This window comes from Serratia sp. B501 (genome assembly GCF_051172315.1).
GTDB lineage: Bacteria > Pseudomonadota > Gammaproteobacteria > Enterobacterales > Enterobacteriaceae > Serratia > Serratia ureilytica.
The window spans coordinates 49,777-73,509 of the sequence record NZ_JBPIZB010000012.1 but is presented as its reverse complement, the minus strand read 5'-3'; the positions used below and the strand labels follow the sequence as shown (position 1 = coordinate 73,509).

Genomic DNA, 23,733 nt, shown 5'->3' with positions numbered 1-23,733 from the left:
AGCTGCTGCCGGCCGAGCAGTACAAGAACGCGCACCCGATCGCCGATCCGGCGGCCTGGGAACAGAGCGCCAAAGCGCTGCCGCGTCTGTGGCAGGAAAACGTCATTATGTTTATGCAGCAGTGAGTTAACGCACCATGAAAACGATCCTCGTGCTGCTGGACGGCCTCAACTACCGGGTGGCGCACGACGCCATGGGGTATCTGCAGGCCGAATGCGCGGCGGGACGCGGGCGGTTGTACCTGCTGGAGAGCGAGTTGCCCTCGCTCTCCCGGCCGCTGTATGAATGCATCCTCACCGGCGTCACGCCGGTGGAGAGCGGCGTGGTGCACAACCACGTCTCGCGCCTTTCTCATCAACAAAGCGTGTTTCATTACGCGCGCGCCGCCGGGCTGACCACCGCCGCCGCCGCGTATCATTGGTTCAGCGAATTGTATAACCGTACGCCGTTCGACGCCGCGCGCGACCGCCACACCGACGCTCCCGAGCTGCCGATTCAGCACGGCCATTTCTATTACGACGACGGCTATCCCGACAGCCATCTGTTCGACGACGCCGAAAGCCTGCGCCAGCGTCATCAGCCGGATTTCCTGCTGATCCACCCGATGAACATCGACGACGCCGGGCACCGCTTCGGCCTCTCTTCGCCGCAGTACCGCAACGCGGCGCGCCGCGCCGACGGCTCGCTGTCGCGCTATCTGCCCGAGTGGCTGGCGGCCGGTTATCAGGTGCTGGTTACCGCCGACCACGGCATGAACGACGATCGCAGCCACGGCGGTGTGTTGCCAGAGGAGCGCCAGGTGCCGCTGTTCGTGTTCGGCGCGGGCTTCAGCCTGGACGACGCCGATCCGCAGCAAACCGAGCTGTGCGGCACGATCTGCGATCTGCTGCAGGCGCCGCACGACAAGCCGCGCTGCCGGGCGCTGCTGGCGCAGGATGCGCGATGAACAGCAAAACCAAATGGATCGCCGCGCTGTGCCTGCTGCCGTTTATCGTGCTGTTCGGCGCGTTTCAGATCGCCCCGCTGGTGTGGATCGCGGTTCACAGCTTTTTCAGCGAGAGCGGCGGCTGGGGATGGGGCAACTATGTCGATATCCTTACGTCGCCGTTCTACCTGCAGGCCTTTCAGTTCTCGCTGGAGATCTCACTGTGGTCGAGCGTCTACGGCTTGCTGATTGCATTAGTGGGCAGTTACTCACTTCGCCAGCTCGGCCAGACCCGCTTTCATGACTTCGTGATGTCGTTCACCAACATGACCAGCAACTTCGCCGGGGTGCCGCTGGCGTTCGCCTTCGTCATTCTGTTGGGGTTGAACGGCTGCCTGACGCTGCTGCTGCGCAAATACGGTTTGATGGAGAGCTTCAACCTCTATTCGAAGAGCGGCCTGATCGTGCTGTATACCTACTTCCAGATCCCGTTGGGCGTGCTGTTGCTGTATCCGGCGTTCGATGCGCTGCGCGCCGATTGGCGCGAGTCGGCGGCACTGCTCGGCGCCGGCCCCTGGCGCTACTGGCGGCATATCGGCCTGCCGGTGTTGGCGCCGGCGCTGATGGGCACCTTCGTCATCCTGCTGGCCAACGCGCTGGGCGCCTACGCCACGGTGTACGCGCTGACCACCGGCAACTTCAACGTGATCCCGATCCGCATTTCGGCGCTGGTGGCGGGGGACATCTCCCTCGATCCGAACCTGGCCAGCGCGCTGGCGATGCTGCTGGTGGCGATGATGGCGTTTATCACGGTGATCCACCAATGGATGCTGCGCAGGAGCTACCTCAATGCGCGCTCATAATCGGATGGAGAATGCTCATGTCGCGTGTTGAACGCCTGTACCACCGCACGGTGACCGGCCTGCTGCTGTTGATTCTGCTGCTGCCGCTGGCGGCGACGCTGGTTTACGCGCTGGCCACCCAGTGGGGCGCCACCATTTTGCCGGACGGTTTTACCCTGAAGTGGCTGACGGCGCTGTGGAGCGATTCGCGCTTTTTGCTGGCGCTGTGGCACTCGCTGCTGATCTGCTTTGGCACGTTGCTGCTGTCGGTGGTGGTGATCCTGCCGGCGATGTTTGTGATCGCTTACTACTTCCCCAAGCTGGACGCGGTGATGAACGTGCTGATCCTGCTGCCGTTCGCCGTGCCGCCGGTGGTGTCGGCGGTGGGGATGATGCAGCTGTTCGCCGCCGATCCGCTGCCGCTGCTCGGCACCCCCTGGATTTTGGTGGGCTGCTATTTCACCATCGCGCTGCCGTTTATCTACCGCGCCATCAGCAACAACATGCAGGCGATCAACCTGCGCGATCTGATGGACGCCGCGCACCTGCTCGGCGCCAGCACCTGGCAGGCGGCGCTGTGGGTGGTGCTGCCGAACCTGCGCAAGGGCGGAACGATCGCCGTGCTGCTGTCGTTTTCGTTCCTGATCGGCGAGTTCGTGTTCGCCAACCTGCTGGTGGGTAGCCAGTATGAAACGCTGCAGGTCTATCTGTTCAATATGCGCAACGGCAGCGGGCACTTTACCAGCGCGCTGGTCATCTCCTATTTCGCCGTGGTGCTGCTCGTCACCTGGCTGGCGAACCTGCTGAATAAAAACAAGGGCTAACCCGATGGCTTATCTCAACGTCACCCGCCTGAACAAACACTATGGCCAGACCCAAGTGTTTCAGGATATCGATTTCACCGCCGAAGAGGGGGAGTTCGTCACCCTGCTGGGGCCTAGCGGCTGCGGCAAATCGACGCTGCTGCGCTGTCTGGCCGGCCTGACCCCGGTCGACAGCGGGCAAATTTTGCTGCAGGGCCAGGATCTGGTGCCGCTGGCGCCGCAAAAGCGCGGCATCGGCATGGTGTTTCAAAGTTATGCGCTGTTTCCCAATATGACGGTGGAAGGCAACGTGGCCTTCGGCCTGAAAATGCAGAAGCTGGCGGCCGGACAGATCGGCCAGCGGGTGCAGGAGGCGCTGGCGCTGGTGGAGCTGAGCGATTTGGCGAAGCGCTATCCGCATCAGCTGTCGGGCGGCCAGTGTCAGCGCGTAGCGTTGGCGCGATCGCTGGTCACTCGCCCGCGTCTGCTGCTGCTCGACGAACCACTGTCGGCGCTGGATGCGCGTATTCGCAAACACCTGCGCGAGCAGATCCGGCGCATTCAGCGCGAGCTGAACCTGACGGCGATCTTCGTCACCCACGATCAGGAAGAGGCGCTGACCCTGTCGGATCGCATCGTGCTGATGAACAAGGGGCAGATCGTGCAGAGCGGCGATGCGGAAACCCTGTATACCCAGCCGGCGGATGCCTTCGCCGCCGGGTTTATCGGCAACTACAACCTGCTGAGCGCCGAACAGGCCGGCCGCTTGACCGGGCGCAGCTATGTCGGCAAGGTGGCGATCCGCCCCGAGTCGATCGGCCTGTTGCCGGCCGGGCAGGGGATCGGCGGGGTGATCCTGGGTCACAGTTTGCTCGGGAATGTGGTACGGTATCGGATTCAGGTTTGCGAGGTAGAATTGCTGGTTGACGTGCTCAACCGTTCGGTGGCCGACCTGCGGCCCGACGGCGCGGAAATTGGGCTACACTTGGAACCTGTTGTATTGCGGGAAGTTGCATGACTTCGCAGCGCGGCGCCGGGGCCTTCCCGCCGCCGCATTAACCCTTCTCTTCTGCGGTCTGCCGCCCGCCCGCTGTCCTGCCAGACCCACGCCCGGCAGGCGGGACCGCGCGCTGTATCCGTCATCCTTTGGCTCGCCTCTCTGCGTCGCGTGACAAGCATCGGGTATCAGCCTCCTTTGGCCGGGCGTTAATGGAGCGTATCTTCCGTGCTGACCCTTCTTCACCTGCTTTCGTCCGTGGCGCTGTTGGTGTGGGGCACCCACATCGTGCGCACCGGGATCATGCGGGTTTACGGCGCCAATCTGCGGCGCGTGTTGAGCGACAGCGTTGAGAAAAAACCGCTGGCGTTCGTTTCCGGCATCGGCGTGACCGCGCTGGTGCAAAGCAGCAACGCCACCGCACTGCTGGTGACCTCTTTCGTCGCGCAGGGGCTGGTGGGGCTGGCGCCTGCGCTGGTGATCATGCTGGGCGCCGACGTCGGCACCGCGCTGATGGCGCGCGTGTTGACCTTCGATCTTTCCTGGCTGTCGCCGCTGCTGATCCTGGTCGGCGTCTTCCTGTTCCTCAGCCGCAAACAGATGCGGATCGGCCAGATCGGGCGCGTCCTGATCGGCCTTGGGCTGATCGTGCTGGCGCTGGAGCTGATCGTCGCCGCCGCCACGCCGATCACCCAGGCGGCCGGGGTGAAAGTGCTGTTCTCGTCGCTGACCGGCGACGTGATGCTGGATGCCCTGACCGGCGCGCTGTTCGCCATCGTCAGCTATTCCAGCCTGGCGGCGGTGCTGCTGACCGCCACCCTGACCGCATCCGGCGTGATTTCGCTGAAGGTGGCGCTCTGTCTGGTGATCGGCGCCAACCTCGGCAGCGGCCTGCTGGCGATGATCAACGCCAGCGGCCAGAACGCCGCGGGGCGGCGCGTGGCGCTCGGCAGCCTGCTGTTCAAGCTGGTGGGCTGCATACTGGTGCTGCCGTTCGTCTCCTATCTGGCGGATTTGATGGCTCAACTGCCGGGCGGCAGCGAAGAGCTGGTGATCTATTTCCACGTGTTCTACAACCTGATCCGCTGCCTGGTGATGATCCCGTTGGCCGGGCCGATGGCAACGCTGTGCGAACGGCTGATCGTCGACGAAGCGGCTGACGATCCGCGCATGCGGCCGCGCCATCTGGACGCCAGCGCGCTGGACACGCCGACGCTGGCGTTGGCCAACGCGGCGCGCGAAACGCTGCGCATGGGCGACGTGGTGGAACACATGATGATCCTGCAACGTGAGGTGCTGCACGGTAAGCAGGGGGTCGATAAAGAGGTGCGGCGCCTCGACGATGACGTCGATGTGCTGTACACCGCCATCAAGCTGTATCTGGCGCAGATCCAGAAGGAAGATCTGGGCGAGGAAGACTCGCGCCGCTGGGCGGAGATCATCGAAATGGCGCTCAACCTGGAACAGGCGGGCGACATCATCGAGCGCATGGCCGGCGATGTGGGCGCCAAGTCGCACGCCGCGCGCCGCGCTTTCTCGGCGGAAGGGTTGGCGGAGCTGGACGGACTGCACGAACGGCTGATCGGCAATCTGCGCCTGGGGCTGTCGGTGTTCCTGTCCGGCGACGTCACCAGCGCCAAGCGCCTGCGCCGTTCCAAGCACCGTTTCCGCATTCTGGATCGCCGCTACGCGCACGCGCACGTCGATCGTTTGCACCAGCAAAACGTGCAGAGCATCGAGACCAGTTCGTTGCATTTGGGATTGTTGGGGGACATGAAGCGCCTGAACTCGCTGTTCTGCGCCGTGGCTTACAACGTGTTGGATCAGGATGCCAAGGACGACGATCGCGACTGGGAAGACACCCCGAGCACGCTGTAAAAAAACGCCCCCGGTTTTAACCGGGGGCGTTGCGTTGGGGGGCGTGTTATTTGCCGCTGAACACCCCGGCTTTGGCGTCCGCTTGCTGAGTTGAAGCATGGCCGCTGGCGAACGGTACGTTGCCGTCAACGCTTTGCTTCGCCGCGCCGCCTAGCAGCCCGCCGATCGTGGCGGCCGCATCGACGCGGCCGCCGCCCTGATAGCGCTGGCCGCTGACGTCCTGCTGGCTGACCTTGCCGCCGCCCAGTTCCACCTTGCCCTGCTGGCTGCGGATCTCGCCGCCGGTCAGTTGGGTTTGGCCGCCGACCTGCAGCGCCACGCCGTTCTTGCCGGTAATCGCCGACTGCTCGCCAACCGCGTTGTTGTTCACCACGTCGGCATTGACCTTGAGGTGCCCCTGGCGACCGGCCGGGCCGGTGATGCTGTCTTTCACCGCGCCGCCGACGGTGCGTGCGCCGCGATCCCACAGCGGGCCTTGCGGTTTTTCACCGGCCGGCGTTGCCGGCAGCGTGACTTTGCCGTCGGCCTTGCTGAAGCTGACCGCGCCGGTGGTGTCCTGCTGCGGATCGAGGCGACGCGCCACGCTGTTGTACTTGTCGGTGGTGGCGTCGGCCACTTTGTTTACCCCGGCCTCCAGTTTCTCTTTCACCTTACCGGCGTAGCGCGGCGTGCCCACCTTCGACAGCTTGGAGGTGACGCTGCTGCCCGGATCGTTGCTGTGGCTCAGGCCGGCATCTACATCCACCTTCACGCCTTTCTCAACGTCTTTGCGGCTTTCAATGCGCAGATCGCCGCCCACCTTGCCCTGGACGCTGTCGGCATCGACGCGCGCCCCGGCGAGACGGGTGTCTTTGCCGCTGTTGATCGCCACGTCGCCCGCAGTGATGCCGGCGTTGGCGTGGGTGGTTTTATCCTGCTGTTCCACGCCGACCTTCAGACCGGCCCCCAGCGTATGGGTGTCTTTGCCGGTGTTCGGATCGATCTTGCCGCCGGCGTCCTTGTTGAACGTTTGGCCGCCTCTGGCGTTGGCTTTGATGCCCAGACTCCAGTTGTCCTTATGCTGCTCGTTTTTGGCGGACTCCAGCAGGATGCCGCCGTTTTTCGCCTCGAGCGCGGCGCTGCCGCCGCTGACTTTGGCGCCCTGCAGATGCAGCGCGTCATCGCCTTTGCCGTTGGCGGACAGGGTGACCTTGCCGTCTGAGGCGATAGTGGCGCCCTGGCGTTCTGTCGCGGACTCATTCACCTTGGCGATGTCGAACGCGCCGCCGGCGGAGAGGCTGCCGCCGGTTTTTTCCTTGCTGTCGCTGCTGCCGGCGCCCAGATCGATATTGCCGGACAGCTTGCTCTCCTTACGCGTTTGGGTCGATTCCGCCGCCCGCAGCGCGACCTGGTTGCCCGCGCTCAGAGTGACGTCGCCCCGGCTCTTGACGTCGGTGCCCTGCAGCGTCAGATCGCGGCCCGCCTTCAGCTCCACACCCTGTTGGCCGCTGACGTTGCCGACCTGCGCGGTGCTGCTGCTGCTTTCGCTGTTGTGGGTGCCGCCGCCGAACCCGGCGCCGAAGTTTTTACTGTCGGCAGTGAAACCGCCCTTGGCGGAGGCTTTGACGTTAAAGCCGCTGTGGCTTTCGCTCTGTTTGTCGCTGGCCTGATCAAGACGGATATCGCCGCCGGCGTTGACGGCGGTTTTACCGCTGCCCCCGTTCAGCGCGGTACCCTGATAGACCGCGTCTTTTTTCACGTTGACGTTGATGCCGTTGGCCGCGTCGATCGAGCCGGTCACCGCCTGGCTCGCGCTGCTGTTGCTGCGCTGAGTGCCGCCTTCGCCCTTGGCGTCCACGGTCAGATCGCTGCCGGTGGTGGTGTAGACGCGCACGCCGGCGCTGCCGCGGGTGTCGCGGCTCTGCTCGTCCTGACGGTTCGCCGCGGCTTCGCTGCGGTGGCTGTCCGCCGTCAGCGTGATCGCGCCTTTGTTGGCTTGATATTGCGTGCCCTGATCGCGCACTTCGCCTTTGGCGTTGATGTCGATGCTGCCGGCTTTCACCGAGCTGACCACCGCCTGCGAGCTGCTGCTGCGTTTTTCGCTGCTGCCGCCCTGTGCGCCGATATCCAGGCCGACGTTAGGCGCGCCGATGCCGCCGATGTCGTTGATGACGCCGGTGGCGTCCAGCTTGGCCGCCTTGCCGACTGCACGCTCGACCGGACGAGTGACGGCGCTGTAATCGACGTTGGCGCCGATGTTCACGCCGACGTCGGTTTTAGTGGTGGTGCTGCTGGTAGTGTCGGCGGCGGCCAGATGATCGACGCCTGCGGCGTTTTCTTGATAGGCGCCGCCGACGCTGTGTTGCGCGCCTTGCTGGGTCAGTTTGTCACGGGCGTTGACAGTCAGGTTGCCTTTGACGTTGCTGCCGGAGGTGACGGCCTTGCTGCTCTGCGCCTGCGTTTTGCTGTTCTCGTAACCGGCCTCTACGCCACTGCCGAGCTTGTCGATGCCGCCGGTGTAGTAGAAACCGCCACCGACCTTGGTCTGCTCGGTGTTCGAGGTGGTTTTGTCGTCGGCCGCCAGGAATGAAACCTTATTGCCGCTGACGCTGGCGTCGCCTTTGTCAGCGACCAATTTGGAGCCGCTGAAGGTCACGTCCTTATCCGCTTCGAGCTTCACGCTGCCGCCGCTGAGGGTGGCGCCGCGGTTCTCGGTGCGGGTAGTTTTCTCGCTGTCGCGGGTGTGTTCGATGCGTACACCGGCGCGGTATTGCTTGTCGCCGGCTTCTTTGGCGTAGCCGTTGACGGTAAGCGCGGTCTTCTGCTCGTCGATGTTCTGCTGCTGCTCGGCGGCCTTGACGTTGATGTTGCCGGTCTGTGAGGTGACGTTCAGTTCGCCGCCGCTGGCGACCTGGCTGCCGATCACGTCGGTATCCTTACGGCTGACCAGCTTTAGGTTGGTGTCGGACTTCAGTTCGCTGGCGGTACTGCTCTGGTAGCTGTTGTCTGCCTTGTGCGAGCTGCTGGTGATGTTGAACACGGTGCCGGTGCGCGCGTCGATTTTGTCCACGGTAGTGCTCAGCGCGTTGTCGATGCGCAGGCCGCCGTGGGTGGCGGTGACTTCGCCACCTTTCTGGCCGCGCGCCTTGCTGCCGGTGATGGTGACGCCCTGCTGGCCGTTCAGGCGCAGCGTGCCGCCGCTGGTCAGTTCGGAAGCGTGGCTGACTTCGCGGCGGTTGCTGTTGTTCTTGTTGTCGCCGCCGCCGATGCCGCCCCAGGAGGTTTTGTCATCGCGCACCGCTTTGGCGTTGGCGGTTTTCTGCACCCCGATCTGGATCTGGTTGTCTGCGTCGATCGTCAGATCGCGCTGGGCGTGGACCCTGGCGCCCTGGGTTGCGACATTGCGGCCGGCTTTCAACGTCAGTTCGCCCTGGCTGCGCAGTTCGCTGGCCTTCAGGCTTTCGCTTTCGTCGCTGCTGCTCCAACTGCCGGTGCGCAGGCTGGAGGTGTGGTTGCGCTGGTAGCCGCGTTCGCTGGACTTATCCTTCTCCACCAGCCCGGCGAGGTGCGCGTCGCGCGCCGCTTTGACGCTCAACGCCCGGTCGGCGCTGACGTTGGCGCCCAGCAGCGTCACGTCTTCCCGGGTGCTGACGAGTTTGGCGTTGCCGCTGGCGGCGACGGTGCTGCCCGCCTGCTGCTGCTGCTCGCGCTCGCGGGTGACGTCGTATTGCCAGGAGTAGAACCAGCGGTTGTCGGTGTGACCTTGGGTTTGCTTCAGCTGTTGGCCGTCGAGCGTCAGCTTGCCGCCCTGCAGGGTAATGTCTTCGCCGCGAATATCGGTGGCGGTAAGGTGCGCGTGATTATCCGCCACCAGGCTGATGTTCTTGCCTTTCAGCTCGGTGCGGGTCAGCTTCTGGCTGCTGCTGCGATCGTTGACGTAGATGCCGCCGCGGTAGTTCTGGTAGTTGTCGCCGCCGTTGCGGTTGCTGCCGGCGTCGTCGACGCGGCTTTCGCTGCGGATATCATAGGCTTTCACCTTGAGCTCGTCGCCGGCGGCCAGCTTGCCGGCCAGCTTCACGCCGCTGCCTTGCGCGGTGTTGATGATGTTGATGCGCCCGGCCTGCATGCTGCCGAGGTAGTAGCTGTCCAGCGCGGTCGTCGGTTGCTCGCTGGCCAGCACCTTGCCGTCGCGCGCCACGCGGTTAAGGCCGCTGATGGCGTTGATCGCCGCCGGCGTCACTTTGCCGTTGCGGTGGGTGAAGTCTTGTACGATGACGTCGCCGCGGCTGTCTATCTTCGGCGCGATCAGATCCAGCACGCCGCCGGCGTTCAGGGTGCCGTTGAGGCTCAGGGTATTGCGGTTGCCCAGGGTGCTGTAGCCCTGCAGCAGGCCGTTTTCCACCAGCGGGTTGCCGACCACCAGCGAGGAGCGGCTGGTGTTGATGAACCCGCAGCCCTGGCAACTGATGCCGTTCGGGTTGGCCAGCACGTAGTCGGCCGCCATGCCGAAGATCTCTTGCTGGCCGTGCAGCAGCGACGGATTGCGGCCGATCACTTCATTGAGGATCACGCTGGCTTCGCGCCCGCCCAGATTGGGGTTGGCGCCCAGTTGGCCGGCCAACTGCGACAGCCCTGCCTCGCGGGAGTTGTTCAGCACCGCGCCGGGCTGGTTGACGTTGAAGTCCTGATATTGGTTATGCGACAGCCCGTTGCCGTTCGGCGCGACGATGTCGACCACCTGGGCGCCGGTGGCGGCGGTGGAAACGCCGGGGCCGTTGGCGCCGTTGGCCGCGACGATCTCACCGGCGTAGGCGCCGGCGGAAGCGGCGAGAATTATCGCCAGCGCGGCGGCCAGTTTGCCTGCCGCCGAAAGTCTGAAGTTATTATTTTTCATCCATGTATCTCCGTATATTGCCGTGGGGTCCTGCAAAACTGCTGATTAAAAGGTGTAAGAAAAGCGCGCCAGCACCTGAACGGGATCTTCAGGCGTGGCGTGGTTCGACAAAATCCAGCCGCGGCTGACCTCCAGATCGACCAGCGCCTGCCGGTAGCGTAACGTGGCGCCGCTGCTCACCCCGGCGCTGCTGCGCCAGCCCGAGTTGTCCTGACGCGGCAGAATGCGGCCGACGTCGGCGCCAAGGCGCGGCGTCAGCGTGGCGGCACCTAAATTGAAGCTGCGCGACAGCGTGTTCTGCAGATACCAGCCGTTGTCGCCGGACTGGGTGCTGCGGCTGAAGCCGCGCACGGCGCTGCGATCGGTAAGGCTAAGCCACTCCACGCCGGGCAGCGGGTCGCGGCTGTATTGGCCGTAGAACAGGTTGTTGAGCTGATAGGTGGCGTCACCCAGCTTGAGGCGCTGGCTCAGGTTGGCGAACAGCTTGCCCTTGGTGAACTGGCTGTCGAGGTGCACCGAACTCGGGTGGCGATCGGCGCCCAGCCAGGGCAGGCCCTGCTCGACGCTGAGGTTGGCGCTGAATACCCCATGGGGCAGAATTTGCAGGTGGCTGGCGCTCAGCTCGGCCAGGGTCAGCGTTGGGCTGCTGACCTCAAGACGCACGCTTTCGAAGTAGTTGTCGATGCGCTTGTAGGTCAACTGGCCGCTCAGGCTGTCTATCTGATCGTGGTCGCGATAAAACACGTAGTCGCTGCGCAGCCCGTACTGTTGAGTCTGACCGTGCAGTTTGACCACGTTGTGCGGCAGCTGCTGGTGGTTCTCATAGGACGAGAAGCTGGCGAACCCGCTGAAGGTGAACGCGCCGTACGGCAGCGAATAGAGCAGGGTGTAGGCGCGGTTGTAGCGGTGAGCCGGGTTTTCCAGCGTGCTGTTGGCGTTCAGGCTGACGAAGTCCGACAGGCCGAACGGGCTGTCCAGCGTGGCGGTGGCGCGCGCCAGCCACTGGCCGGTGCTTTTCTGACCGTAATTATCCGTGCCGGCGGTAATCAGCCAGGGCTTGGCGTGCTGATTGCGCAAACGAATGACCGAACCGCCAACCTGGCGGCCGGGTAATATATCCAGCTTGGTGGTATTCGATTGCAAACGATTGGCCTGATCCAATCCTTGATCGAGTTCGGTTAATTTCAGCGGCTTGCCTTCCAGCCCAGGAAATAATAATCGGCTGTTGACCCAGCGATCGCCGCCTTCTATTTTCTCGATAAATCCTTCGGTCACGCTCAGCCCCAATTCCCCCTGCGAATTAGGGCGAACAATTTGCACGCGCGCGGTGATATAGCCTTTTTGCACATAAAGGCGCGTTAATTCGCGGGTCAGGCGATTGATATCGTTGCTGCTGATGCAGTTTTCCGGCAGCGCGCTCAGGGCCGACAAATCGGCCGGCGAGAGCAGGGTAATGCCTTGCAGGTAAACGCCGGCGATCGGCAGGCACTGCGCGGATTGCGGCAGGGCGGGCGCGGCCGGTTCCGGTTCCGCCAGCAGGCGCTGTTGCTTCAGTTGCTGATAGCGGCGCTGTTCAATCAGCTGGTTGACTTCACGCGTGCTGTCTTGCAGCGCGCGGCGTGATTCCCCCATCGACATATCCCGCATCATGTGGGCATCCGGCAGGGTTTCAGCGGAAAGGGCCGTGCTGACCAGCAGCATCAAGGCGGTGATTTTTTTTATCATTGTAATCCATTATGAGAGGCTGCCGGGGCAGCCAGCCCAATCCATGAGGTTAACCACGGGCGACCGACGGCCGGCCCGAAATAATGAGCGACATGCACATTGCGAGATATCTTGATTTGCCGCAGCAAATAAGACGGTGGGTATAGATCTAAATAATAATTAGGCTGCTTCTTTTATGGCGGGCAACCCTGGTGACTTAATTAATTAAAAAAAGTGGAGCATCTCTTCCTCTTGCCAACATTATCGGCATGGATAGGAAGAATCTGAATTTTTATTTTTCACGGATGATAGGGGATGAGGGGAATTATGACAATCCGACCAGTGGGAAATACGAAATTTCGCAGAGAAGAACGGGGACGCAATTGTTTGCGTCCCCGCAGGCGGTTTATTTTTTCTTGATGGGGCGGCCGGACCAATAACCCGCCAGCAGCGAACCGGAGAGATTGTGCCAAACCGAGAACAGCGCGCCCGGCAGCGCGGCCAGCGGCGAGAAGTAGATTTTGCCCAGCGTGGCCGCCAGCCCGGAGTTCTGCATGCCGACTTCAATCGCCAGCGTGCGGCAGGTGGACTCGTCGAAGCCGAACAGCTTGCCGCCCCAGTAGCCGCTCAACAGACCGATGCCGTTGTGCAGGATCACCGCGACGATCACCACCAGGCCGACCGAGGCGATGTGGCTTTGGCTGCCCGCCACCACCGCGCTGATGATCGCCAGGATGCACACCATCGACAGCGCCGGCAGCAGCGGCTCAATGCGCTTCACCGCTTTGGTCAGGGTATGGTGGACGATCAGGCCCAGGCCGATCGGGATCACCACGATCTGCAGGATGCTCAACAGCATGCCCATGATATCGACGCTGATTTCGGCATCGACGTACAGGCGGGTCAACAGCGGCGTGGCGAACACCCCCACCAGCGTCGAGACCGCCGAGATGGTCACCGACAGCGCCACGTCCCCCTTGGCCAGGTAGATCATCACGTTGGACGCGGTGCCGCTGGCCACGCTGCCCACCAGCACCATGCCGGCGGACAGATCCGGCGGCATGCGGAACAGCATCGCCAGGATCCAGGCCGCCAGCGGCATGATCAGATAATGCAGGAAGATGCCTGCCGCCACCGGGCCGGGGCGCGCCAGCACGCGTTTGAAGTCGTCGAGCCGCAGCGTGACGCCCATGGCGAACATGATCAGCATCAGCAGCGGGCTGACGTAGGGGCCGATGCCGGTAAAGGTGCTCGGCGTGTAATAGGCGGCGACGGACAGCAGTATCGCCCACAGGGGGAATAAGCGCGTGAGTATTGCCAGCATGCAGGTTTTCCTTAGCCAGATTGAGAACGGTGGGTGTGGTTGTGTTTTTTTGCGGGTTCAACAAGCTGAACCCCTGCCGGTTTTGAACGGATTTTTTAGACGCAGGGGCGCAGCATGCTGCGCCCGCAATCAGGGATAATGACTTATTCGAACAGGTTGTGGTGCAGGGTGCGCACCACCTGCTCGGCTTCTTCGCCCGGCACCAGGAAGCACAGGTTATAGCTGCTGGCGCCGTAGCAGATCAGGCGGATGTTGAACGGATCGAGCACGCCGAACACCTCTTTGCCCACGCCGCAGGCCCGCGACAGCTGGTTGCCGATGATCGCCACCAGCGCCAGGTTTTCTTCCACTTCCACCCGGCACAGCGACGACAGCTCGGTCAACAGCGAGGTGGTCAGCAGGCTGCCGCCGACGGAGGTGGCGCCGGTGGTGTCCATGGTCAGCGCGATGCTGACTTCCGAGGTGGTGATCAGATCGACGGAGATATTGTGGCGCGCCAGAATGTTGAACACCTCGGCCAGGAAGCCGCGCGCGTGCAGCATGTTCAGGCTGTGCAGCGTCAGCAGCGTTTGCTTGCGGCGCAGCGCCAGCGCGCGGAACAGCGGCGGGTTTTCGGTGGTGTTGCACACCAGCGTGCCGCCGGCCGCCGGATCCTTGCTGGAGCCGACGAACACCGGAATATCGCTGCGCACTGCCGGCAGCAGGGTGGCCGGATGCAGCACTTTGGCGCCGAAGGTGGCCATTTCCGCCGCCTCTTCGAAACCGATTTTATCGATGCGCTTGGCTGCCGGCACCACGCGCGGATCGGTGGTGTAGATGCCCGGCACGTCGGTCCAGATATCCACCCGGCCGACGCCGAGCGCCTCGCCGAGCAGCGCGGCGGTATAGTCGCTGCCGCCGCGGCCGAGTGTGGTGGTGCGGCCTTTCGGTTCGCTGCCGATAAAGCCCTGGGTGACCACCAGCGCCTCTTGCAGACGCGGCTGCAACTGCGCCTGCGCCAGTTCGCTGAGCGCGGCGCTGTCCGGCACGGCGCGGCCGAAGTGATCGTCGGTGCGCATCACTTTACGCACGTCGAACCATTCGGCCTGCACGTTGCGGGCGCGCAGGATTTCAACGAACAGCAGGGTGGACATCAGCTCCCCATGGCTGACCAGCTCGTCGGTCAACGCCGTCGAGGTGGCCAGCGACGCGGCCTCCGACAGCATGGCGATGTTTTCCAGCAGGCGGTCTATCTCGTCGCGGATCACCGCAGGTGCCGCGAGGCGATCGAGGATGGCGTACTGGATGCGACGAATTTCATCAAGCTGGTAGTTGCGCTTCTCGGCCTCGCAACCTTCGGCCAGGGCGACCAGCAGGTTGGTGACGCCCGCCGAGGCGGACAACACCACCAGGCGGACCTGCGGGTTGGCCAGCACGACGTCGGCGCTGCGGTTCATGGCTTCAAAGTCGGCGACGCTGGTGCCGCCGAACTTGGCTACCACGGTGGAATTCTGGGGTACTGCTTGGTTCATGTAGAAACCTCGTGTCAGGGATGCCCGTTTGGGGGCACTGTAATTCCATAGCCTTGGCACAAGGGGAGAGCGGTAAACAGGGGGCAGGCGTAGAGGTCAGGCTACGATACACCCAGAAGCGCCCCACCTTGTCGATCGCCCTGCGGGCGATCCCCTGGTGACAACCCAGGGGATTCAGCCCCTGTAGTCGATACGATAATGGCCGGCCATTACCCTACCTCGGCGTCGCTCCCCCTCGGGTGCCGTCAACGGAGAAACGGCTCCTCTGACACTCTACCTGGGCGACGCGCCTCTTCTGGCTTGCGCACCGGGTGCGCAAGTAGGCTGTTAGGAATAGCCGGTTATCGTCATTCTGTCAACGTACAGACGGTGAGGGATTTTCATCTTGCACCAGCGCGATAAGCGTACAGGGCATCGCAGGCGTGGAACCGGCGCCAATCGGTTGCAGAGAACCGTCTTCCTTTTGGCTGAATAACGGGATAACGCCCTGATGTTTTTCCAAATACTCCAACCAACCGAAATTTTCGTTCAATTTGGTCGCTTTGATGGTGGCCCCCCTGGCGAGCAGGCTGCTCAGGCGGCCGTAGGTGGCTTCCTGATTAAATAAAATTTCGTGCCGGCGGAAACGCGAACTTTCCGCGCTGGCGCCGCGCCCTTTCAACGGCGCCCCCGAGCGAATGGCGAACACGTGATCCTCGCCGAAGAGGTGGCCGAAGTGATAGACGGCCAGCGCGTTTTGGTGACGATTGGGCGACAGCGCCAGCACCTGGGCGATATTGCTCAGATCGAGATAGTTCTCGGCGTGTTCGGAGTAGGCGTGGCCATAGTAGGCCGGAATGCCGTCCATGCGCGCCTGACGGTAGTATTCCCAGCTACTGTCGGTGACGATCACCGGCACGTTCAGCTTGATCAGCGCCTGCGCCAGCATGCGCGCCACGCTGTTGGCGCCGACGATCAGCACGCCGCGCGGTTTCTGCTGCTGCACCCGCAGCCAGCGCGCCATCATGCCGCTGGTCAGGCTTTGCAACACCACGGTGCCGATGATGATGGCGAACACCACGGTCACCAGCCGGTCGGCGCCCTGATAGCCGCTGCGCTGCAGCGTCAGCGCGAACAGCGAGCTGACCGCCGCGGCGACGATGCCGCGCGGGGCGATCCAGCACAACAGCAACCGATCGCGCCAGTGCAGGGAAGAGCGCCAGGTCGACACCGCGATGCACAGCGGCCGGGCGATGAACTGCACCGCCAGCAGCAGCAGCAGCAGCGGCCAGCCCATGTTCCACAGCGCCTGGATGTCGAGCCGCGCCGCCAGAATGATGAACAGCGCCGAGATCAGGATCGCCGACAGCTCCTCTTTGAACGCCAGAATATCGCTGGTATCCACGTCGCGCATGTTGGCCAGCCAGATGCCCATGACCGTGACGGTCAGCAAACCGGATTCGTCGGCGATGGCGTTGGAAACGCCGAAGGCGGTCAGCATGATCGCCAGCACCGCCAGGTTCTGCAGGTAGCGCGGCAGCCAGACGCGGCGCAGCGCCAGGCCGAGCAGGTAGCCGAACAGCGCGCCGGCGATCAGGCCGACGGCGGCGGTCACGCCCAGCGTCCAAAACAGGTGGGTATAGGATTCCGCATTCTGCTTCAGCACGATGAACTCGAACACCAGCAGGGTGAAGATGGCGCCGACCGGATCGATGACGATCCCTTCCCAGCGCAGCACCTGGTTGATATTGGCGTTCGGCCGCACGACGCGCATCAGCGGGGCGATCACCGTCGGCCCGGTCACCACCGTCACCGCGCCGATCAACGCCGCCAGCTCCGGCGGGAAATCCAGCAGCCACCAGCTGGCGAGGCTGATGACCAGAAAGGTGACCAGCATGCCGACGGTGACCAGATTGCGCACCACGCCGCCTAGGCCGCGAATTTCCTCGAAACGCAGCGTCAGCGCCCCTTCGAACAGGATGATCGCCACCGACAGCGACACCAGCGGAAACAGCAGATCGCCAAACAGCAGATCCGGCTGCACCAGATGCACCGTCGGGCCGAGCACGATGCCGAACAGCAGCAGCGGCAAGATGGCCGGCAGGCGCAGCAGCCAGGCCAGCCACTGCGCCAGCAGCGACGCCAGGCCGATAAGCACCAACATGAGTGGGGCGGATAATTCCATAAGCGAGATCCCTTTCAAATGACGAAATAAGCGACGATGACACAGCCTGATGACAATTCGGCAACCCCGATAACAGGCCGTTAGCCAAAAGTATAGAGTGAAAGCTGAAACGAGGCGGCAATGCGTTGACAGTTAGCGCCTATCGCAAGAAAAGCGATCATAATCACAGTCGAACAGGCTACAATCGGACAAACGCGTCATTTTTATTCTCAAGCCTAAGAGTGTTGCTATGAAAAATATCAATCCTAGTCAAACCGCTGCTTGGCAAGCCCTGCAGCAACATTATGCACAGATGAAAGACGTACGGATCGCCGACCTGTTCGCCGAGGACAGCGATCGTTTCTCCAGGTTCTCCGCGACCTTCAACGATCAAATGTTGGTGGACTATTCCAAGAACCGCATCACGCAGGAAACCCTGGAGAAGCTGCAGGCGTTGGCGAAAGAAACCGATCTGCAAGGCGCCATCAAATCGATGTTCGCCGGTGAGAAGATCAACCGCACCGAAGATCGCGCGGTGCTGCACATTGCCCTGCGCAACTGCAGCAACAGCCCGATCCTGGTCGACGGCAAAGACGTGATGCCGGAAGTGAACGCGGTGCTGGCCAAGATCAAACAGTTCTGCGCGCGCGTCATCGGCGGCGAGTGGAAAGGCTACACCGGCAAGCCGATCACCGACGTGGTGAACATCGGCATCGGCGGTTCGGATCTCGGCCCTTACATGGTGACCGAAGCGCTGCGTCCTTATAAAAACCACCTGAACATGCACTTCGTCTCCAACGTTGACGGCACCCACATCGCCGAAACGCTGCAGCCGCTGAACCCGGAAACCACGCTGTTCCTGGTGGCGTCCAAAACCTTCACCACTCAGGAAACCATGACCAACGCCCACAGCGCGCGCGACTGGTTCCTGAGCAGCGCCGTCGATCAACAACACGTGGCCAAGCACTTCGCTGCGTTGTCCACCAACGGCAAAGCGGTGGCCGAGTTCGGCATCGATACCGACAACATGTTCGAATTCTGGGACTGGGTCGGCGGCCGTTACTCGCTGTGGTCGGCGATCGGTCTGTCGATCGCGTTGTCCATCGGTTACGACAACTTCGAGCAGCTGCTGAGCGGCGCGCACGCCATGGATAAGCACTTTGCCGAAACGCCGGCGGAGAAAAACCTGCCGGTGCTGCTGGCGCTGATCGGTATTTGGTACAACAACTTCTTCGGCGCCGAAACCGAAGCCATTCTGCCGTACGATCAGTACATGCACCGTTTTGCCGCTTACTTCCAGCAGGGCAACATGGAATCCAACGGCAAGTATGTCGATCGCAACGGCAATCCGGTGGATTACCAGACCGGCCCGATCATCTGGGGCGAGCCGGGCACTAACGGTCAGCACGCGTTCTACCAACTGATCCACCAGGGCACCAAGCTGGTGCCGTGCGATTTCATCGCGCCGGCCATCAGCCATAACCCACTGGGCGATCACCACGCCAAACTGCTGTCCAACTTCTTCGCCCAGACCGAAGCGCTGGCGTTCGGCAAGTCGCTGGAGACGGTGGAAGCCGAGTTCGCGGCGCAGGGTAAAACCCCTGAGCAGGTCAAACACGTGGCGCCGTTCAAAGTGTTTGAAGGCAACCGTCCGACCAACTCGATCCTGCTGCGTGAAATCACCCCGTTCAGCCTGGGCAGCCTGATTGCGTTGTACGAGCACAAGATCTTCACCCAGGGCGCAATCCTGAACATCTTCACCTTCGATCAGTGGGGCGTGGAGTTGGGCAAACAGCTGGCCAACCGCATCCTGCCGGAACTGGCGGGCAGCGAGAAAATCAGCAGCCACGACAGCTCGACCAATGCGCTGATCAACCGCTTCAAGGAATGGCGCTAATCGCCTGATCTGAGCCAATAAAAAAACCCGCCGCGGCGGGTTTTTTTACGTCTGCGAAAAGTTACAGGTTGATCGGCACTTCGAAGCTGACGCCGGCGCCCACGTCATCGGCGGTGCTGTGATCGCTGTCGGTGTACCACAGGCTGGTGTCGAACTTAACCTGTGACGGGAAGGTGTAACCCCAGCCGAGCTGAATGCCTTTCAGCGTATCGGAACGCGGGAATGCCCGGTTGATGGTTTGGTTGTTCGGATTCACCTTGGCGTATACCAAGCGGGTACTCCAACGCTGGCTGTCGTCCAGCACCAGCTCGACGCGACCGGACAGCATCTGGCCGTCGCCGCCCATCGCATGGCCCAGTGGGTAACCTTGCTGGTAGTAACCGCCCCGATAGACGTAGTGGTTGTACATCACGTTGTTGGCGTTGCCGTTAGAACGGGTATCAGAACCTTCGATATGCCAGTTGATGGTGGTCGGGCCCCATTCCGGATGGCCTTCAAGCCCCAACATATAGGCATTATGCGAAGGCAACATGCCAGCTTCATCTTCGCCGGTGATTTGGCCATAAAGGCTGACCGGCATGCCGACTAGCGGCTGCAGCTTGAGTTTGAAGTCAAAACCGCCCAACTGGTTGCCCGGATCGTTTTTCGGATCGCCGGTATTGTCGTTGCCGGTTACGCCATCCCAGAAGGAACGCCAGGAGTGCGGACGGCCATCACCGCCCCACATCATGACGCGTGAAGCGCCCAACTCCAGGAAGTCGGTCGGCATCATGGTCAGGCGACCGCCGAACAGTTTGGTATCCGGCACGGCAGCGTACTGCGACAGCTGACCGGCGGACAACTGGTATTGCCAGCGGCCGATCCACGACAGCCACGGCGTTTCAAACGGCGATTGGTCGGCGCGCTGCAGCATAAAGCCGGCGACCGGGCGCGCGGCGTCGGAGCGGATCAGGCTGCCGTCGTAACCCGGGCCCCACCACTGGGAGACCTCGCCGAAGGAGAGCCATTGGTTCCAGATTTTCACCGCGCCGTAGGAGCCGTTCATATTGAATTTGGAGCCGTCGCTGACGCGCTGGTCGCCTTCCACCGAGCCCTGCAGACGCACGTCCCAGAACTCGCCGTTGGCGCCGGCGCCGATGGTCAGGCGATCGTCGGCGTACTCGTTTTGGCCGAAGCCCTGCGGGGTGCCGGGTTTATCGGTCGAGGCGTAACCGCTGACGCGGATGTTGGCTTTCAGGGCGTCAACGCGGCGTTGCACGCGGTCGATGACGTTTTTCTCGGTATTGGTGACCGGTTTGGCCTGCGCAATAACGGAACTGATCTCTTCCTGACTCAGCGGCCAGGTGGACAGGCTGACGTTGATGACGCCGCGGTCAGACAACCAGGCGAGATCGTTACGCAGATCGTTGTCAGGGGCTACCAGGCCGGCGGCGTGGCCGGACAATGCACAGGTAAACAGGCCCGCAGCGACCAGTCCGTTAAGTTTAGCGCGCATAAAGAATTCCCTTGTTAATTCGAGGTTATTGGTTTTATGTAAAGATCTCTGTGACCCATGATAGTTGACATTTCGATTTGCTACAAATCTATAATTCAGAAACATCTTATTATAACTTTATGAATTAAATGGGGTTTAAAGTGCTTTCGCGAAGGGCGTAATTTTTAGGACAATGCCTATATTGGCAAGCTTGAATCATATAAGCGGTATTCAGAGAGAGGTTTTATGGCAAAAACGTCGCGTTCGATAATGATAGCGAAAGGGCTGCAGCGAGTGCTGAACGTGGGCCTTCTGCTGCTGGCGGCAATTCTGGTGGTGTTTCTGGTCAAGGAAACCATCCATCTGGCGAAGGTGTTATTTATCAACAGCGAAGAGTCGTCCTCTTACCTGTTGATTGAAGGCATCGTGATTTATTTTCTGTACTTTGAATTTATCGCCTTGATCGTCAAGTATTTTGAGTCGGGTTATCATTTCCCGCTACGCTATTTTATTTATATCGGCATTACCGCGATTATTCGTTTGATTATCGTGGATCACAAAAATCCCATCGACACCCTGATCTACGCGGCGGCGATATTGGTGCTGGTGGTGACGCTCTATCTGGCCAACACCGATCGGCTGAAACGGGAGTAGCGATAAAAATGGCGGCCAAAGGCCGCCAAAGACACAGGATATAATTACCCGTCGTCTTTCAAGCGACAGCGTTGTTGACTGCACTCGCTAACCCCAGTTACTTACTGAAGTAAGCGCCTGGGCTTAGCGAGCTGGTCGCCTGGCTGTAACTTGAAATCCATAGGGTAAAAGATAAGGAAAAACATCAAACGCACTGCAGTGGCACAAATTACCCCTTCACGCCGCCGGCCGTCAGGCCGCCCACCAACCAGCGCTGCGCCAGCAGGAACACGGCGGTAATCGGTATCGCCGACAGCACCGCGGCGGCGGCGAAATCGCCCCACAGGTAGTTCTGCGGGTTGAGATATTGCTGCATGCCCACCGCCAGCGTGTAACTGTTCACATCGCGCAGCAGCAGCGACGCCACCGGCACCTCGGTGATGGCGGCGATAAACGACAGAATGAACACCACCGCCAGAATCGGCACCGACAGCGGCAGGAGCACCAGCCGGAACGCCTGCCACGGCGTGGCGCCGTCCAGCGCCGCCGCCTCTTCCAGCGAATTGTCGATGGTTTCGAAATAGCCCTTGATGGTCCAGACATGCAGCGCGATGCCGCCCATATAGGCGAAGATCACGCCGCCGTGGGTGTTCAGGCCGATAAACGGAATGTACTGGCCCAGGCGATCGAACAAGGCGTACAGCGCCACCAGCGACAGCACCGCTGGAAACATCTGGAAGATCAGCATGCTTTTCAGCAGCGTGCTCTTGCCGCGAAAACGCATGCGGGCGAAGGCGTAGGCGCAGGTGGTGGACAGCGTCACGATGCCGATGGCGGTGATCGCCGCGATCTTGACTGAGTTCCACAGCCACAGCAGCACCGGGAACGGCGGCGGCGTCACGCTGCCGTCGGCGTGGGTGACGCTGAAGCCGAGCGCCAGCCGCCAGTGATCCCAGGAGAGGGTTTCCGGTATCAGGCTGCCGGTGGCGAAGTTGCCGGCGCGCAGCGAGATGGCCACCACCATCAGCAGCGGGAACATGATCAGGGCGATAAAGCACAGCATCAAAATGTGGGTCATCCACAGGCGCAGGCGCTGGGATTTGGGTTGAACCATGGCCATCGTTATTCTCCCTAATCGAAGTTCATCTTGCTGGCTTTCAAATTCAGGATCGCCAGCGCGCCCACCAACAGGAAGATCAGCGTGGCGATGGCGGCCGCCAGCCCGAAGTCTTGCCCGCCGCCGCCTTCGAAGGCGATGCGGTAGGTGTAGCTGACCAGCAGATCGGTATAGCCGGCCGGCGTGGTGGTGCCGATCATGTCCGGGCCGCCGTTGGTCAGCAGCTGGATCAGCACGAAGTTGTTAAAGTTGAAGGCGAAGCTGGCGATCATCAGCGGCGTCAGCGGCTTGATCAGCAGCGGGAAGGTGATGCGGAAGAAGTTTTGCCACGGGTTGGCGCCGTCCATCGCCGAGGCCTCGTACAGATCGTCCGGGATGGCCTTCAGCAGCCCCATGCACAGGATCATCATGTACGGGTAGCCGAGCCAGGTGTTGACGATCAGGATCATGCTCTTGGCGGTGAGCGGATCGCTGAACCAGGCCGGTTTGATGCCGAACAGGTGGCTGAGCATCATGTTGATCTCGCCGAAGCTCTGGTTGAACAAGCCTTTGAAGATCAGGATCGAGATGAACGACGGTACCGCATAGGGCAGGATCAGCAGCACGCGGTAGATAGCCTTGCCTTTCAGCGCCTCCCACTGCACCACGCAGGCAAGCACCATGCCGACCGCCACGGTAAGGATCACCGTCATCACCGAGAACACGAGGGTCCAGATGAAGATCGACACGAACGGTTTTTTGATGCCCTCGTCCTGCAGCACCCGCAGGAAGTTTTTCCAGCCGGTGGTGACGGTATAGCCTGGGCTCAGGGTTTCCTGCGCCCAGCCGCCGTCGGCGTTGATCGCCTGATAGAAGCCGATGTCGCCGTTCGGCCGGTAGCGCACCTGAGTCTGGTTATTGGTCAGCGTGCTGCCGTCTTTGTCCAGCGCATACAGCGGACGGGTGCCGGAGAACTGGCGCAGGGAGCTCATGCGCAATTCATCGCCGTCCGGCAGCTGCGCCACCAGTTGGCTCAGCGCCTGCCGGTTCTGGGTGATCACCCGCAGCGTGGCGGGTTCGCCCTGCGGCGCGGCGCTCTGGGCCGTCAATTTCAGGGGGAGCGGCGGCGTCGCGTCGAGGCGGAAAGGCTCGGAAATCAGCGGCTGTTCACTGTCCGGCGAGGTCAGCTGCAGGCGCCACTGCTGGTTTTCCGCCGGGTAGAGGCCGAAGGTGAACGTTTTGCCGCTTTGGAACTGACGCTGCATCAATACCGATTGCGCGCGCTCAAACGTCAGCTGGTTGGTGCTGCTGTAGTTGGTAAAGGCGATGGCGATGGTGCAGATCAGCGGGAACAGGACGAACAATCCCATGCCGGCGACGCCGGGATACACATAGCGCCAGGCGTAGGCGCGGCGGTTGGCGAAGACGTAAAGCCCGGCGCTGACCAGGATCAGCGTCAGGATGGCGAACAGGTATTCACCCTGTGCATACATCAACACAATCAGGTAGCAGGTCACCAGGCTGAACAGGCCGACCACCAGCCATTTCAGCGCGTCGCTTTGCCACCACTTCGATTTTTTACGCGCGGGCGTCCCGGCGTGAGCGAATTGCATAGGGCGTTCCTTTCTGTGAA

General features: G+C 61.8%; 15 protein-coding genes, 1 pseudogene and 1 riboswitch. Of the genes and pseudogenes, 8 read left to right on the top strand and 8 right to left on the bottom strand.

The window, feature by feature from the left end:
* The 6 genes and pseudogenes from ACSBQV_RS23670 to ACSBQV_RS23645 all read left to right on the top strand — a co-directional run.
* Positions 1-125: pseudogene (locus tag ACSBQV_RS23670) on the top strand (ABC transporter substrate-binding protein); the annotation flags it as partial.
* Between the two features lie 11 nt (positions 126-136).
* Positions 137-946, top strand: coding sequence for an alkaline phosphatase family protein (locus ACSBQV_RS23665; RefSeq protein WP_016930299.1), 810 nt, complete (start codon positions 137-139; stop codon positions 944-946).
* Positions 943-1,788, top strand: a complete 846-nt coding sequence (locus ACSBQV_RS23660) for an ABC transporter permease (protein ID WP_099784424.1) — start codon at positions 943-945, stop codon at positions 1,786-1,788. The genes ACSBQV_RS23665 and ACSBQV_RS23660 overlap by 4 nt, the downstream gene beginning before the upstream one ends.
* A 17-nt stretch (positions 1,789-1,805) precedes the next feature.
* Positions 1,806-2,591 (top strand): ABC transporter permease, encoded by a 786-nt coding sequence (locus tag ACSBQV_RS23655; RefSeq protein WP_099784422.1) that lies wholly within the window; start codon positions 1,806-1,808, stop codon positions 2,589-2,591.
* Between the two features lie 4 nt (positions 2,592-2,595).
* Positions 2,596-3,588, top strand: coding sequence for an ABC transporter ATP-binding protein (locus ACSBQV_RS23650; RefSeq protein WP_033651200.1), 993 nt, complete (start codon positions 2,596-2,598; stop codon positions 3,586-3,588).
* Positions 3,589-3,795: 207 nt separating this feature from the next.
* Complete coding sequence (locus ACSBQV_RS23645) at positions 3,796-5,445, top strand: Na/Pi cotransporter family protein (RefSeq protein WP_033644385.1); 1,650 nt, start codon at positions 3,796-3,798, stop codon at positions 5,443-5,445.
* Positions 5,446-5,491: 46 nt separating this feature from the next.
* On the opposite strand, the gene ACSBQV_RS23640 is transcribed toward ACSBQV_RS23645, so the two are convergent.
* The 5 genes from ACSBQV_RS23640 to ACSBQV_RS23620 all read right to left on the bottom strand — a co-directional run bounded on the left by ACSBQV_RS23640 (position 5,492) and on the right by ACSBQV_RS23620 (position 17,021).
* A complete protein-coding gene (locus tag ACSBQV_RS23640; protein ID WP_099818069.1) occupies positions 5,492-10,318 on the bottom strand; it encodes a hemagglutinin repeat-containing protein in 4,827 nt (1,608 codons plus the stop codon).
* Between the two features lie 45 nt (positions 10,319-10,363).
* Positions 10,364-12,043 (bottom strand): ShlB/FhaC/HecB family hemolysin secretion/activation protein, encoded by a 1,680-nt coding sequence (locus tag ACSBQV_RS23635; RefSeq protein ID WP_033644387.1) that lies wholly within the window; start codon positions 12,041-12,043, stop codon positions 10,364-10,366.
* Between the two features lie 385 nt (positions 12,044-12,428).
* Entirely contained in the window at positions 12,429-13,346 is a 918-nt protein-coding gene (gene panS, locus ACSBQV_RS23630) for a ketopantoate/pantoate/pantothenate transporter PanS (protein ID WP_046687901.1), read from the bottom strand.
* 143 nt (positions 13,347-13,489) lie between these two features.
* Positions 13,490-14,857, bottom strand: a complete 1,368-nt coding sequence (gene lysC, locus ACSBQV_RS23625) for a lysine-sensitive aspartokinase 3 (RefSeq protein ID WP_033644389.1) — start codon at positions 14,855-14,857, stop codon at positions 13,490-13,492.
* Positions 14,858-14,965: 108 nt separating this feature from the next.
* Positions 14,966-15,160, bottom strand: a riboswitch (Lysine riboswitch).
* Positions 15,161-15,212: 52 nt separating this feature from the next.
* Entirely contained in the window at positions 15,213-17,021 is a 1,809-nt protein-coding gene (locus ACSBQV_RS23620) for a cation:proton antiporter (protein WP_004936687.1), read from the bottom strand.
* Positions 17,022-17,250: 229 nt separating this feature from the next.
* Here ACSBQV_RS23620 and pgi point away from each other — a divergent pair, with 229 nt between their 5' ends.
* Positions 17,251-18,897 carry a glucose-6-phosphate isomerase gene (gene pgi, locus ACSBQV_RS23615; protein ID WP_099784418.1) on the top strand — a complete coding sequence of 549 codons (1,647 nt, stop codon included), beginning with the start codon at positions 17,251-17,253 and terminating at the stop codon, positions 18,895-18,897.
* A 61-nt stretch (positions 18,898-18,958) separates the two neighbouring features.
* Here the strand turns inward: pgi and ACSBQV_RS23610 are convergent, their stop codons facing one another.
* Positions 18,959-20,392 (bottom strand): capsule assembly Wzi family protein, encoded by a 1,434-nt coding sequence (locus tag ACSBQV_RS23610; RefSeq protein WP_099784416.1) that lies wholly within the window; start codon positions 20,390-20,392, stop codon positions 18,959-18,961.
* 225 nt (positions 20,393-20,617) lie between these two features.
* Here ACSBQV_RS23610 and psiE point away from each other — a divergent pair, with 225 nt between their 5' ends.
* Positions 20,618-21,025: a phosphate-starvation-inducible protein PsiE gene (gene psiE / locus ACSBQV_RS23605; protein WP_015379238.1), complete on the top strand. Its 408-nt coding sequence runs from the start codon at positions 20,618-20,620 to the stop codon at positions 21,023-21,025.
* 208 nt (positions 21,026-21,233) lie between these two features.
* Here psiE and malG read toward each other — a convergent pair whose 3' ends face one another.
* Positions 21,234-22,124 carry a maltose ABC transporter permease MalG gene (malG, locus tag ACSBQV_RS23600; RefSeq protein ID WP_033651207.1) on the bottom strand — a complete coding sequence of 297 codons (891 nt, stop codon included), beginning with the start codon at positions 22,122-22,124 and terminating at the stop codon, positions 21,234-21,236.
* Positions 22,125-22,135: 11 nt separating this feature from the next.
* Entirely contained in the window at positions 22,136-23,713 is a 1,578-nt protein-coding gene (gene malF, locus ACSBQV_RS23595; protein ID WP_047573502.1) for a maltose ABC transporter permease MalF, read from the bottom strand.
* Positions 23,714-23,733: the final 20 nt, after the last annotated feature.

Bases quoted from the DNA above. Each gene is read 5' to 3' on its own strand.
- ACSBQV_RS23665 (WP_016930299.1), top strand. From the start codon at position 137: ATGAAAACGATCCTCGTGCTGCTGGACGGCCTCAACTACCGGGTGGCG.
- ACSBQV_RS23660 (WP_099784424.1), top strand. From the start codon at position 943: ATGAACAGCAAAACCAAATGGATCGCCGCGCTGTGCCTGCTGCCGTTT.
- ACSBQV_RS23655 (WP_099784422.1), top strand. From the start codon at position 1,806: ATGTCGCGTGTTGAACGCCTGTACCACCGCACGGTGACCGGCCTGCTG.
- ACSBQV_RS23650 (WP_033651200.1), top strand. From the start codon at position 2,596: ATGGCTTATCTCAACGTCACCCGCCTGAACAAACACTATGGCCAGACC.
- ACSBQV_RS23640 (WP_099818069.1), bottom strand. From the start codon at position 10,318: ATGAAAAATAATAACTTCAGACTTTCGGCGGCAGGCAAACTGGCCGCC.
- ACSBQV_RS23635 (WP_033644387.1), bottom strand. From the start codon at position 12,043: ATGATAAAAAAAATCACCGCCTTGATGCTGCTGGTCAGCACGGCCCTT.
- panS (WP_046687901.1), bottom strand. From the start codon at position 13,346: ATGCTGGCAATACTCACGCGCTTATTCCCCCTGTGGGCGATACTGCTG.
- lysC (WP_033644389.1), bottom strand. From the start codon at position 14,857: ATGAACCAAGCAGTACCCCAGAATTCCACCGTGGTAGCCAAGTTCGGC.
- ACSBQV_RS23620 (WP_004936687.1), bottom strand. From the start codon at position 17,021: ATGGAATTATCCGCCCCACTCATGTTGGTGCTTATCGGCCTGGCGTCG.
- pgi (WP_099784418.1), top strand. From the start codon at position 17,251: ATGAAAAATATCAATCCTAGTCAAACCGCTGCTTGGCAAGCCCTGCAG.
- ACSBQV_RS23610 (WP_099784416.1), bottom strand. From the start codon at position 20,392: ATGCGCGCTAAACTTAACGGACTGGTCGCTGCGGGCCTGTTTACCTGT.
- psiE (WP_015379238.1), top strand. From the start codon at position 20,618: ATGGCAAAAACGTCGCGTTCGATAATGATAGCGAAAGGGCTGCAGCGA.
- malG (WP_033651207.1), bottom strand. From the start codon at position 22,124: ATGGCCATGGTTCAACCCAAATCCCAGCGCCTGCGCCTGTGGATGACC.
- malF (WP_047573502.1), bottom strand. From the start codon at position 23,713: ATGCAATTCGCTCACGCCGGGACGCCCGCGCGTAAAAAATCGAAGTGG.